This window comes from Streptomyces sp. NPDC002790 (genome assembly GCF_040295505.1).
Classification (GTDB): domain Bacteria; phylum Actinomycetota; class Actinomycetes; order Streptomycetales; family Streptomycetaceae; genus Streptomyces.
In genome coordinates this window covers 74,694-86,952 of sequence record NZ_JBEOVM010000020.1, presented here as the reverse complement: position 1 = coordinate 86,952, position 12,259 = coordinate 74,694, and the positions used below count along the sequence as shown (strand labels likewise).

The window sequence follows — 12,259 nt, the reverse complement described above, 5'->3', positions numbered from 1 at the left end:
TTTTCTTTTTTTATATGTCAAAGACACACATTTTTTGTTAATTTTATAATCTTTCTTTTTGTACCACTAGGGGTGGGGGCCATTTTTTTTTTTTGTCCGCCCCTGCTCCCTGAGGGCGGGCGGCGCGTCGTGTGGGGGTGAAGGGTGCCGTCCGGCTTCCTTGCCCCGACCGTGGAGTACCCCCGTGAACCACCTTGTTCCTGTTGTGCGCAGTGCCGTTGTGGCCACCGGCCTGCTGGCCGCCCTGGGCGCGATGCCCGCCGCCCACGCCACCCCGGTGCAGCCGTCGGCGAGTCCCTCGGTCGCCACCACCGAGAAGCCGAGCCCGGTGCCGTCGGCTCCGGCCACCAGCGTCCCGGTGTCCTCGAAGCCGGTCTCGAGCGCCCCGCCTTCGGCCGAGCCCGCCGCCCCCGGCGAGAAGGGAGACGAAGCCTCCACGGAGGCGCCGAGTGCCGCTCCCGCCGAGCCCGGCAAACCCGCGCCCGCCACCACCGAGCCCGGCACGCCCGCGCCCGCCCCCGCCCCCGCCGAGGACGAGCTCGCACATACTGGTTCCTCGAACACGACCACCACCGTCCTGGGGGCCGGGGCCGCCGCACTCGTCGTCGGCGGCGCGGGGACCCTCTTTGCCGTACGCCGCCGCTCGCACCGCTGACGCCGTACATCCGAGGAACCCTGTGCACATCGCCGCAGCCCACGAACTCGCCCCGCCCTCACGGCCGTTCGCGCTTCCGGACGGCCGGGTCCGCGCCGGATGGCGGGGTGTGCTGCGTGGGCTGCTGCGACGCGAGCGGTCCGCCCTCGAAGGGGCACCCGGCCCGGCGGCCGCCGATACGCCGGGCCGGGACACACCCCCGTACACGTACACATACGCGTACGACGCAGTGCCTCCGCACCTCGACCGGCCGCCCACGATCGGCGAGCTCTACCACGCGCACCGGCTGCGCATGGTGCGGCTTGCGGTGCTGCTCGTGGACGACCTGGGGACCGCCGAGGATGTCGTGCAGGACGCGTTCACCGCGCTGTACCGCCGGCACGGCGAACACATCACGGAGGTGGACAACGCTCTCGGCTACCTCCGCACCGCGGTCGTCAACACCGCACGCTCGGTGCTGCGTCGGCGCCGTACAGCACGGGCGTGGACCCCGCCACCGGCCGGCGAAGCCCCGTCCGCGGAGGACTCCGTCGTCCTCGACGAGGCGCACCGCGAGGTCCTCGCCGCGCTGTCCCGGCTCACGCCGCGCCGCCGCGAAGTCCTCGTGCTGCGCTACTGGGCCGACCTCAGCGAGGCCGAGATAGCCGCCACGCTCGGCATCAGCAAAGGCGCAGTGAAGTCGAACGCCAGCCGCGCCCTGGACGCACTGGAAAAGAGCCTGGAGGGTCGGATATGACTCCCCGCACGCCACGGGCCCGCCCGGCCGACCACGCCGAACGCCCGGTGGAGCACCGCCTGCGCGAGGCACTCGCTGCGCACGCCGACAACGTCACCGTACGCACACTGCGCCCGGCCCGGCCGCCAGGCCCGCACCTGCGCCGACTGCCTCGCCTCCGCGAAATCGGTCGGCGCTACGCCGTCCCGATCGCCGGGCTCGCCACTGCCGCAGCCCTGGCCGTCGGCTACGTCGTCCTGGCCCCGGATGTGTCCCCCGACCGCACCCCCGTGCCGCCCGCCGCGCCCTCGTCCCCGACCGCCCCCGACAACCGCCCGACGCCCCGCCCTTCGTCACCGACACCGTCGAGCCCGGCAACGCCGTCCACCTCGGCCCCGTCCGCCCTGCCCCCGCCCCCGTCGTCCGCGGCCTCCGAGTCCCCGACCGCGAAGGACGGCGTCCGCCCCACGGCCCGCCCGAGCACACCCGAGTGAGCGGGGCCGGTCCGCGACACCCGGTCGACCGCCCGAACTCCTCGCAGCACGCGCCTACTTGGCACCTGGCCCCTCAGTCTCGATGCGGCCGCCACGACGTCAGTACGTCCGTCGCGGTCGAGGCCTGCCAGGCACGGAACTCGTCGTAGGTGCGGATTCCGTGGTCCAGGACCGCCTGGTAGACCCACACCCCCTGGGTGGCCTCACCCTGCGTCAGCGCGCCCTCCTTGATGGCCAGGACGGCGTCGCGCGTCGAGTCGTCCAGGGCGTCGCGTACCGGGGTCACGAGATCGGCCGCGCGTGGGCCGGGGTGGTCGTCGGGCAGCCACCACATGTCGATCTTCCAGGTCTCGTCGGGCGTGAACTCGTAGTCCAGGCGCCAGTACAGGCCGCGGTCCGCCAGGTCGAGGGCGTTGGCGAAGCGCAGCTTGCGCACGCCCGGGAGCTCCGCGCAGGGCACGAGTGCGGCGAATCCGTCGGCGATGGACGGGGTGGGGGAGTAGATCTCCATGTCGATGTCGGCCTCCACCACCAGGTCGAGAGCGACGGATCCGACGAGTACCGGCGTCCCGAGTGGCCGCCACCGCTCGAACAGGCCGAGCCGGTCGAGGATGGTGTCCGCGACCGTGCGACGTCGACTGGCGCGTTCCCGGCGGGCGTTGGGGATCTCCATCCCCGGAGCGTAGCCCGTGACGTTCGCGAACCTGTCGCCCCGGCTCGTCCCGCTACGGAGCGACGACCACGTCCGCCAGCGCCGGGCGCAGTTCAGCCGGAGGCAGTTCGTCGGTGACGAGGACGTCGATGATCGACAGGTCGCCGAGGGCCATCGCCTTCTTGCGGCCGAACTTGGAGTGGTCGGCGGCGACGACGACCCGGTCGGCCAGGTCCAGGAGGGTGCGGCGCACCTCGACCTCGGCGGGGTCGAAGTAGGTGATCCCGTGGTCGACGGAGAGTCCGCCGCAGCCGAGGATCAGCAGGTCCAGATGGATCTGCGGCCGTTCCTGCGCCGCCGTGGAGGCGGTCAGGGTGAGTTCGGGAGTCATGAGCCCACCCAGGACGAGAACCCGGCTCCTGGTGTCACGCAGCTCGAACGCCGCGTGAAGGGAGTTGGTGATGACCGTCAGATCGTCGCGGCCGGCGAGCTCCGTGGCGACGGCGGTGCACGTGGTGCCGGTGTCGATGCCCACCGACGCACCGGGTTCGACGAGTTCCGCCACGGCCCGCGCGATTCTCGACTTCTCCAGTGTCATCGTCGTGGTCCGGGAGCCGTACGCGGGTGCCCGGCGCGGCACCGCGCCGCCGTGCACGCGGTCCAACAGCCCCGCGTGATCGAGCTCGGCGAGGTCGCGGCGGATCGTCATGCCGGACACGCCGAAGCGCTCCGCGAGCGTGTTGACGTCGACCTGCCGGGACGTCTGAAGCGCCTTCAGGATGGCCCTCTGCCGGGAGCCGCGCACCGTATCCACCTCGTCTTGAGCCACGTCCATAACGCTATCCGGCCTCCAGCCCTGCTCTTCGCGGAGGGTGCGCGACGTCGTGCCGACCACCCCTGACGACGTGCTGTTCATGTGAACACTGTACGCCGGTCAGTGTGCCGTCTCGGCCGCTGGAACCTATTGACCTGCGTACTTGCCGCGACTACGGTCCGATTCATTCAATGTTCATTCGAACATAGCCGTTCGGAGGTCGTCATGGCTTTGCCCATCAAGGCGGGCATCGAGAAGGTGCCGGGCGGGCTGATGCTCGTCCCCATGCTGGTTGGAGCCGTGGTGCACACGGCAGCGCCCGGTTCCGGAGAGTTCTTCGGCTCCTTCACCGGAGCGCTGTACACCGGCCTGCCCGCGATCCTGGCGGTCTTCTACGTCTGTCTGGGCTCGACCCTGGACGTGAAGGCGACGCCGTACATCGCGAAGAAGGGCGGTGTGCTGCTGGGATCCAAGATCGTGTTCGCGATGCTCGTCGGCGTCGTGATGGGCCGGCTCCTGGGGGAGTCGCCGATCGGCGGCGGGGCCCTCGCGGGGCTGTCCACGCTGGCCGTCGTGGCCGCGCTGAACGACACCAACGGCGGCCTGTACATGTCGCTGATGGCGCAGTTCGGACGCAAGCGCGACGTCGGCGCCTACAGCGTCATGAGCCTGGAGTCCGGCCCCTTCCTCACCATGGTCACGCTCGGCGTCGCCGGACTCTCCGCCTTCCCCTGGCAGACGCTGGTCGGGGCGATCCTGCCGCTCGCGTTCGGGATGCTGTTGGGCAATCTCGACCCCGAGATGCGCCGCTTCCTGGCTCCTGCGGTCCCGGCGATCGTGCCGTTCCTCGGGCTGTCCCTCGGGCTCACGCTCAACCTGACCGCTGTCTGGGAGGCCGGACTGCTGGGGGTCGCGCTCGGGCTGTTCGTCGTGCTCGTCGGCGGCGCGGTCCTGCTCCTGGCCGACAAGGCCACTGGCGGTGACGGCATCGCCGGCCTCGCCGCGGCGACCACCGCCGGCAACGCGGCGGTCGTGCCCTCGATCGTGGCGTCCGCCAACCCCGTCTACGCACCGGCCGCCCAGTCCGCGACCGTGCTCATCGCCTCGTCCGTCGTGGTGACGTCGATCCTGTGCCCGCTGATCACGGCTCTGTGGGCACGCCGGGTCCAGAAGCAACCCGCCGACTCCGACTCCGACGCACCGCCACCAACTGAGCGGAACACCCCCTCGTACCAACCTCGTTGAGAAACGGAGAACACATGCGTGACCAACGGGTCATCCGCTGCACGTACTACCTGGAATCCGAGACCGACCCGGAGCAGGCCGCCGCGGCGATGGCAGGGGAGCAGTCCAGCGGCACCTTCATCGCGGTGCCCGGCGAGTCACCCCGCATTCGTGAACGCCATGCCGCGCAGGTTGTTGGTGTGCGGGAGTTGGGCGAGCGCGTCCCGTCACTGCCCTCGCGTACCTCCCCCGAGAAGGTGCGGGCGTCCCTCGCAGTGGTCGAGTTCCCGATGGAGAACATCGGGACGGACCTGGCCACCTTGCAGACCGCCATCGCGGGGAACCTCTTCGAGCTCGGCGAACTGTTCGCCTGCCGCGTGCAGGACATCGAGCTGCCGGACGAGTTCGTCGCTGCCCATCAGGGCCCGGCGTTCGGCATCCCGGGCACCCGCAGGCTGATGGGCGACGCCGAAGGCGCCATGATCGGCACGATCATCAAGCCGAACGTGGGTCTCACCGAGGATGAATTCCGGCTCGTGGTAAGGGAGTTGGCTCGGGCCTCGATCGACCTGATCAAGGACGACGAGCTGATGACCGATCCGACGTACCTTCCCCTGGAGCGCCGGATCGCCGTCGCCACCGAGGAGATCCGGGAGGCCGAGCAGCTCACCGGTCACCCCGTCATGTACGCCTTCAACATCACGGGAGACCTCGCCGGGCTCCGTCGGCGGCACGACATGGTGGTCGAGGCGGGTGGCCGGTGCGTGATGCTCAACGTTCCCGTCATGGGGCTGCCCGCGCTGGCCTGGCTGCGGGAGTTCTCCGAGGTACCCGTGCACGGCCACCGCGCCGGCCTCGCCGGGTCCATGCGCTCACCGGCGCTGGGGATGTCGTACCGGGTGTGGCAGCAGTTGGCCCGTCTCGCGGGCGCCGATCACCTGCATGTCAGCGGCCTTGGCAGCAAGTTCTACGAGACGGACGAGGAGGTCACCGCCAACGTACGCAGCCTGTTCGAGCCCCTGGGGCACACCCTGGGCCCGGTGCCGACCTTGTCGTCCGGCCAGAATGTCACCACCCCGGCGCCGACCTTCGCCGCGACCGGGTCGACCGACCTGCTGATGCTCGCGGGCGGCGGCGTGGCCGCCCACCCCGACGGGCCCGCGGCCGGTGTGCGCAGCCTCCGGGCCGCGTGGGCGGCAGCCGTCGACGGTGTCTCGCTGGAGGCGGCGGCGCGCGCGGCGTCCGAGGCGGGCGATCCGGCGCTGCTGCACGCCGGGCGCACCTTCGGTGGGATGGCCGTGCGGAGGGGTGACCTCACATGACGTACGTCAGTTTCGTGGCCGATGACCTGACGGGAGCCAGCGATGTCCTCGCGCAGGCCCACCGGCACGGACTCGATGCCGTGCTCGTCGTCGGAGACGGTAGCCGCCAACTGCCCACCGACTGCGATGTCGTGGGGATCGCGGGGCCCTCGCGTTCCCTCGGCGGGGCGGCCTTCGACGCGTTGGTCCGCGCACAGCTGGAGCAGATCGCCACGGCCGACGCCGATGTGCTCATCTACAAGGTGTGCTCGACCTTCGACAGCTCCAGCGCACGCGGCAGCATCGGCAGGGGAATCGAGTTGCTGCACGAGCGCTTCCCCGGCCACGGGCCGATCGCCATCGCCCCTGCACAGCCGGACTTCGGCCGGTACACCGCCTTCAGTAACCACTTCGCCGGTTACTCGGGTGGTGCCCACCGCCTCGACCGGCACCCCGTCATGGCCGGCCATCCGTCGACACCGATGGACGAGGCCGACCTGCGGCAGGTGATCGCCGGGCAGTCGCTGACCGGCGAGGTGCCCGAGGCCATCCACCTTCCCTCCTACGCCGACGGCTCCTTCCGCGAGCGGTGGGGGACGCTCCGCCGCTCCAGCCGGGCGGCCTTCGTCGTGGACGCCGTCGAGGAGGGACACCTCGACGCGCTGGCGCTGGCGCTGCGGGAGGACACCGTCCGTGAAGGCGGCCCGGCGATAGTGGTCGGCTCCGGTGGTGTGATGGCAGCCCTCGCACGCACGGCCGGCGAGCGATCCGGTACTGCGACGGCCACGGCTACTGCCAATGCCACGGCTACTGCCACTGTCACTGCCGCCGCCCAGTCGGCAACCGGGCCGGTGCTGGCCGTCAGCGCCTCCGCCTCCAGCACCACGGCCGCGCAGATCGCCGACGCCATCGCGCATGGCTGGGCCGAACTGGCCGTGCCCGCCCAAGTGTTGAACGGCGATGACCCCTCCCGGCTGAACGAGCTGGAACAGCGCACGGCCGCCTGGCTCGATGCCGGACGCAACGTCATCGTGCACACCACACGCGGCACCCAGGACCCGCGTTACGCCGCTGCCGGCCCTCTCGACGCGGCGTACGTGGGTGAACTGTTGGGCACCGTGGCCGCGAACATGGCGGCCAAGGGACTCACCCGCGACATCGCCGTGCTCGGCGGCGACACCTCCAGCCACGCACTGCTGGCCATGGGCGTCAGCGAGCTTCGTGTCTCCTCGCAGTTCGTCACGGCCGCCCCCATCTGCCGCACCGACAGCGACGCGGCGGTGGCCGGCTGTCGACTGCTGCTCAAGGGAGGCCAGGTCGGCCCGGTCGACGTGCTGAACCGCTTCGCGCAGACATCCACCTCGGCCTGACCCGCGCACCGGTCATCTGGCCCAACACCCCACCCGTACATGCGAATTGAAGGAGAAGGAACTCATGCGAGCAGTCGTCAAGGCAGCGGCGGACAAGGGCGTCGAGTACGTCACCGACGCGCCCGAGCCCAAGGCGGGAGCCGGCCAGGTGGTCGTCGAGGTCGCCGCGGCCTCACTGTGCGGCACCGACCGCGAATGCTATGAATGGTCGTCGGCCGCCCAGGCATTCAACCTTGGACTCCCCGTCGTCCTCGGGCACGAAGCGGCGGGCACCGTCGTCGAGGTGGGTACCGGGGTGCGCAATCTGCGCGTCGGTGACCGTGTCGCGCTGGAGAGCCACCTGCCGTGCGGGCAGTGCTTTGCGTGCCGCACGGGGGACGCGCACACCTGCGAGCACACGCAAATCCTCGGCATGCACTTCGACGGGGTCTTCGCCGAACGCGTCGCCGTGCCCGACAGTATCTGCGTCCCCCTTCCCGACAACGTCGACCTGGAGACCGGCGCGTTGCTGGAATCGGCCGGTGTCGCGGTCCACGCCATCCAGCGCGCCGGGTATTCGGTGGCGGGACGCGGCGTTCTGGTCAGCGGCGCGGGGCCGGTGGGCATGGTCGTCGCCCGCCTGGCCTCCCTGATGGGCGCGGCCTACGTGATCGTGATCGAGCCGAACCCGTTCCGCCGCGCCGAGGCCGAAAAGCTCGGTGTGATCGCCATGGAGCCGGGCGACGGCATCGCCGAGCGCAGCCGCGAACTGAGCGGCCACCGCGGCGGGGCCGACGTGGCCTTCGAATGCTCGGGGGCGGCCGCCGCGCTCCCGCCCCTCTTCGACGCGCTGCGTCGCGAAGGCACGGTCGTGACCGTGGGCCACCCGGGCCGGCCGGTGCCGATCGACGTCGCCGCCCAGATCAACAAGCGCGGCATCACACTGCGCGGGATCTTCGGCCGCCGGCTGTGGGAAACGTGGGAGCAGACCATGCTCCTGCTGAACTCTGGCCGCCTGGACCTGGACTGGCTGATCACACACCGACTGCCACTGAGTCAGGTGAACGAGGCCATGGACCTCCTGACAGGGGACGCCTGCAAGGTCCTGCTGGTCCCGGACCTGAGCTGACGGGACCGCGGACGTCGGGGAGGCGGCCGCGAGGCTGTTCGCCGCGGAAGCGGGGAAGCGGGGAAGGGGGTATGGCCAGGGTCGCGGGACGGTGGGTGGACGGCGGCTGACGTCCCGCGGGTGGACTTGCGGAGTCCGTTCAGCATCAAGCCCCGCAGGCACTGGGTGTCTCTTTCCATGAGGCCGTCAGTGGTGGTGTCATCGCCTTGATGGACGTCGCGCGATCGGGCTCACCTGGGGAACGGCCTCGCTCGCGTTCGTCATCGCGGCGGCCATCCCGACCCGAAAGGAACAACGTGACCACGACACGCGCCCTGTGTGAGCAGTACGACGCGGCTGACCCGCTCGCCTCACTGCGGGAGGAGTTCGTCCTGCCCGAGGGGGTGAACTACCTAGACGGCAACTCCCTCGGTGCCCTGCCGCGGGCGGCTCGCACCCGCGTCGGCGAGATGGTCGACGTCGAGTGGGGCCAGGGCCTGATCCGCAGCTGGAACACCGCCGGCTGGTTCGACAAGCCGGCCGTGCTCGGTGACCGGCTCGCGCCGCTGATCGGTGCGGGACCGGGCGAGGTCGTGGTGTGCGACTCCACGTCCATCAACCTGTTCAAGGTGTTCTCCGCGGCTCTTGGGATGCGCCCCGACCGCAAGGTCGTGGTCTCGGAGGCGGGCAGCTTCCCGACCGACCTCTACATGATGGAGGGCGCCACGGGTCTGCTCGACGGCTACCAGCGGCGACTGGTCGGCGCCGACGCGCCGACGCTGGAGGAGGCGCTCGACGAGAACGTCGCGGTCGTGGTCCTCAGCCACGTCGACTACCGCACCGGACAGCTCCACGACATGGCCTCGGTCACCGAACTCGCGCACAGCCACGGCGCGTTGGTGATCTGGGACCTGTGCCACAGCGTCGGCGCGCTGCCCGTACGCCTCGGCGAGAGCGGCGCCGACTTCGCCGTGGGCTGCACCTACAAGTACCTCAACGGCGGCCCGGGATCCCCCGCGTTCGTCTACGTCCCGCAGCGGCACCAGGAGGTGGCCCGGCAGCCACTGACCGGCTGGCACGGCCACGCCGACCCCTTCGCGTTCACCACCGACTACCAACCGGCCACTGGCATCAAGCGGTTCCAGTGCAGCACTCCCCAACTCCTGTCGTACGCACCCCTGGAGGCGAGCCTCGACATCTGGGAGCGGGTCGACCTCGAACAGCTCCGGGGCAAGAGCCTGGCCATGACCGACCTCTTCATCGACCTCGTCGAGCAGGAGTGCGGCGAGTTCGGCCTGGAGGTCGTGACGCCGCGGGACGCCGACGCGCGCGGCAGCCAGGTCGCGCTGCGGCACACCGACGGATACCCGGTGATGCAGGCGCTCATCGACCGCGGCGTCATCGGCGACTTCCGCGCACCGGACCTGCTGCGCTTCGGCTTCACCCCGCTGTACCTCCGCTTCGTCGATGTGTGGGACGCGGTGCAGTTCCTGCGCGAGGTCCTGACCACCGAGGCGTGGCGCGAGGACCGCTACGCGCTGCGCTCCAAGGTGACCTGATCCGGACAGCCTCCGGGTCAACCGCGAGGCGCCGACCGTCGCATCCAGCCGCCCCGCAATCCGCCGCTGCCGATCCCGTATCGGCCCCGGCGGCGTGCGGAGTGCGGAGTGGCAGCGCGAGGTCCCGGACGTGGACACCTCCGCGCGGGCAGTCTTCGGCCGGCTCCACCGCACGTTCAACCGGTACCAGGCCCGGTTGCCCCGGCATTTCGAAGCGTTACGGCCTGCCCATCCCGGCGTTCGGCGTGCTGGTGGCGCTGCGCAGGGCAAGGACTCGTCGAAGGTCGGCGGTAGGCCGGACTACCGGGAGCCCGCCGCAGGGCGCGACTTGTAGAAGGACTTCTCCAGGTAGGCAACCTCGTGCGGCTGGTAGGGCTCCTCCAAGTAGGCGGCCTCGTCCTCGTCGAGTGCGACGTCCACCGCGGCGAGTGCGTCGGCCAGTTGGGCCGGCTTGGTAACCCCGACGATGGGCGAGGTCACCGCCGGGTGGCGCATGACCCAGGACAGGGCGACCTGGGCCGGGGACAGACCCCGCTTGCCCGCGATCTCGTGGACGCGCTCTGCCACGGCCTGGTCCCCGTCGCGGTAGAGGATCTTGCCGCCCTCGTCGGTTTCGGCACGCGCCGTGGCGGTGTCCCGGACCCGTGTCAGCCTGCCCCGCGCCAGCGGGCTCCACGGGATCACGCCGATGCCCTGGTCGGCGCAGAGCGGGAGCATCTCCCGCTCCGCTTCTCGGTGGATGAGGTTGTAGTGGTCCTGCATCGACACGAACCGGGTCCAGCCGTTCAGATCGGCCAGGTACAGGGCCTTGGCGAACTGCCAGGCGTACATGGAAGAGGCTCCGATGTAGCGGACCTTTCCGGACTTGACCGCGTCGTGCAGCGCCTCGAGGGTCTCCTCGATCGGGGTGTCGTAGTCCCAGCGGTGGATCTGGTACAGGTCGATGTAGTCGGTCCCCAGCCGCTTCAGGGAGGCGTCGAGCTCGGCGAAGATCGCCTTGCGGGACAGCCCGGCGCCGTTCGGGCCGGGGCGCATCCGCATCCAGACCTTGGTGGACAGGACGACCTCCTCGCGTCGGGTGAAGTCCTTGACCGCCCTGCCGACGATCTCCTCGCTGCTTCCGGCGCTGTACCCATTGGCCGTGTCGAGGAAGTTGACGCCGCCTTCGAGGGCCTGCTTGATGATGTCCCGGCTGGCGTCCGCGCCCAGCGACCAGGGCTCGCCGCCCCGGCCCGGCTCGCCGAAGCTCATGCAGCCGAGGGCGATGGCGGAGACTTCCAGTCCGGTCGTTCCGAGTCTGATGTATCGCATGCGCCGAAACTAGGAGTTGAAGTGCGCTCCAGCGCAAACTCGGAGGCGTGGGGCAGGTTCCGCGCCACCCAGGCGTTTCCCGGCAGTGCGGGCGTCGTGACACCCAGGGACATGGCCAGTGCGATCGCACCGCCGAGCGCACGCTTGTGCTTGATCATGCCGTCCTTCTTGATCGCCCTCCTTCTTGTCGTATCCCACGAAGCCGCGGGGTGCGGGCCGGGGCGCTGGGGTGATCACCCGGGCTCATAGCGGACTAACCCCCTTTTAGATCCCTCTAGTTGACCGCGCTGTGCACTCCTCTCGCGACGATCGACAGAGTGCGTAACATTGGGTCGTACGGTGGCGGAGCGACGCGGGAGGGTGGCATGGCAGGCGGCGGACGCAGCACGCCGGGGGAGCGAGGGGCCGAGGGGGTCCTGCGTCCCCAGTCCCTCATGCTCACCTTCCTCGGCAACTACGTACTGGGCGGCGACGCTTGCGTCTACTCCGGCAACGTCATCGAGGTCTTCGGCCGTACGGGCGTGGGTGAGCACGCCACCCGCTCGACCCTGACCCGCATGGTGGGTCGCGGTCTGCTGCAACGCCGCCGTGAAGGGCGCCGCATGTACTTCGCCCTCACCGACCGCGCGGAGGCCATCCTCCGTGACGGCGAGGACCGCATCTGGAAGCAGGGTGCCGTCAACGACGGATGGGACGGCACCTGGACGCTGCTCGCCTTCTCCCTGCCCGAGGCCGGCCAGCGACGGCGCCACGATCTGCGCTCCCAGCTGACCTGGGCGGGGTTCGGCCCGCTGATCGGTGGCCTGGGTACACAGTCCGCGCGGTTCCAGAACGACTACTGGCACCACACCGTCGAGGCCACCCGCCCCGACCTCGTCATCCCTGTGCACTGGGACGACTTCGGACGGCCGCTCACCAAGCGACCGCGCCCCGTGCCGCGGATTCTGGACAACTTCGCCAAGGCGAAGGCACTGCTCGACCGCAAGAGCGCCGAGTCCGGCATCGCCGTGCGGTTCCAGCAGCCGTACGAGACGATCACCCCGTTCGGCTGACCGCCCCCCCCGGGGTGCGCAGTAG

General features: G+C 70.3%; 12 protein-coding genes. 9 read left to right on the top strand and 3 right to left on the bottom strand.

Translation table 11 applies throughout. The annotated features are described in order from the left end of the window. Positions 1-205: 205 nt before the first annotated feature. The 3 genes from ABT004_RS13040 to ABT004_RS13030 are packed head-to-tail and all read left to right on the top strand — an operon-like array spanning position 206 to position 1,864. Positions 206-655 carry an LAETG motif-containing sortase-dependent surface protein gene (locus ABT004_RS13040; RefSeq protein ID WP_351335076.1) on the top strand — a complete coding sequence of 150 codons (450 nt, stop codon included), beginning with the start codon at positions 206-208 and terminating at the stop codon, positions 653-655. A 22-nt stretch (positions 656-677) separates the two neighbouring features. Further along, positions 678-1,391, top strand: a complete 714-nt coding sequence (locus ABT004_RS13035) for an RNA polymerase sigma factor (RefSeq protein ID WP_351335074.1) — start codon at positions 678-680, stop codon at positions 1,389-1,391. After that, positions 1,388-1,864, top strand: a complete 477-nt coding sequence (locus ABT004_RS13030; RefSeq protein WP_351335071.1) for a hypothetical protein — start codon at positions 1,388-1,390, stop codon at positions 1,862-1,864. The genes ABT004_RS13035 and ABT004_RS13030 overlap by 4 nt, the downstream gene beginning before the upstream one ends. A 73-nt stretch (positions 1,865-1,937) precedes the next feature. On the opposite strand, the gene ABT004_RS13025 is transcribed toward ABT004_RS13030, so the two are convergent. Both ABT004_RS13025 and ABT004_RS13020 read right to left on the bottom strand, forming a co-directional pair. Next, entirely contained in the window at positions 1,938-2,537 is a 600-nt protein-coding gene (locus ABT004_RS13025) for a hypothetical protein (RefSeq protein ID WP_351335068.1), read from the bottom strand. Positions 2,538-2,589: 52 nt separating this feature from the next. Further along, a complete protein-coding gene (locus tag ABT004_RS13020) occupies positions 2,590-3,345 on the bottom strand; it encodes a DeoR/GlpR family DNA-binding transcription regulator (RefSeq protein ID WP_351335066.1) in 756 nt (251 codons plus the stop codon). 210 nt (positions 3,346-3,555) lie between these two features. Here ABT004_RS13020 and ABT004_RS13015 point away from each other — a divergent pair, with 210 nt between their 5' ends. The 5 genes from ABT004_RS13015 to kynU all read left to right on the top strand — a co-directional run bounded on the left by ABT004_RS13015 (position 3,556) and on the right by kynU (position 9,871). Beyond that, positions 3,556-4,575 (top strand): 2-keto-3-deoxygluconate permease, encoded by a 1,020-nt coding sequence (locus ABT004_RS13015; RefSeq protein ID WP_351335064.1) that lies wholly within the window; start codon positions 3,556-3,558, stop codon positions 4,573-4,575. A gap of 14 nt (positions 4,576-4,589) precedes the next feature. Next, on the top strand, positions 4,590-5,876 hold the full coding sequence (locus tag ABT004_RS13010) for a RuBisCO large subunit C-terminal-like domain-containing protein (protein ID WP_351335061.1): 1,287 nt from the start codon (positions 4,590-4,592) through the stop codon (positions 5,874-5,876). Beyond that, a complete protein-coding gene (locus ABT004_RS13005; RefSeq protein ID WP_351335058.1) occupies positions 5,873-7,225 on the top strand; it encodes a four-carbon acid sugar kinase family protein in 1,353 nt (450 codons plus the stop codon). The genes ABT004_RS13010 and ABT004_RS13005 overlap by 4 nt, the downstream gene beginning before the upstream one ends. A gap of 64 nt (positions 7,226-7,289) precedes the next feature. Further along, positions 7,290-8,333, top strand: a complete 1,044-nt coding sequence (locus tag ABT004_RS13000; RefSeq protein ID WP_351335056.1) for a zinc-dependent alcohol dehydrogenase — start codon at positions 7,290-7,292, stop codon at positions 8,331-8,333. A 296-nt stretch (positions 8,334-8,629) separates the two neighbouring features. Continuing rightward, on the top strand, positions 8,630-9,871 hold the full coding sequence (gene kynU, locus ABT004_RS12995; protein ID WP_351335053.1) for a kynureninase: 1,242 nt from the start codon (positions 8,630-8,632) through the stop codon (positions 9,869-9,871). 300 nt (positions 9,872-10,171) lie between these two features. Here the strand turns inward: kynU and ABT004_RS12990 are convergent, their stop codons facing one another. Continuing rightward, positions 10,172-11,182 (bottom strand): aldo/keto reductase, encoded by a 1,011-nt coding sequence (locus ABT004_RS12990; RefSeq protein WP_351335051.1) that lies wholly within the window; start codon positions 11,180-11,182, stop codon positions 10,172-10,174. A 365-nt stretch (positions 11,183-11,547) separates the two neighbouring features. Between ABT004_RS12990 and ABT004_RS12985 the strand changes: the two genes are divergently transcribed. Beyond that, positions 11,548-12,234 carry a hypothetical protein gene (locus tag ABT004_RS12985; RefSeq protein WP_351335048.1) on the top strand — a complete coding sequence of 229 codons (687 nt, stop codon included), beginning with the start codon at positions 11,548-11,550 and terminating at the stop codon, positions 12,232-12,234. The last annotated feature ends 25 nt before the right edge of the window (positions 12,235-12,259 follow it).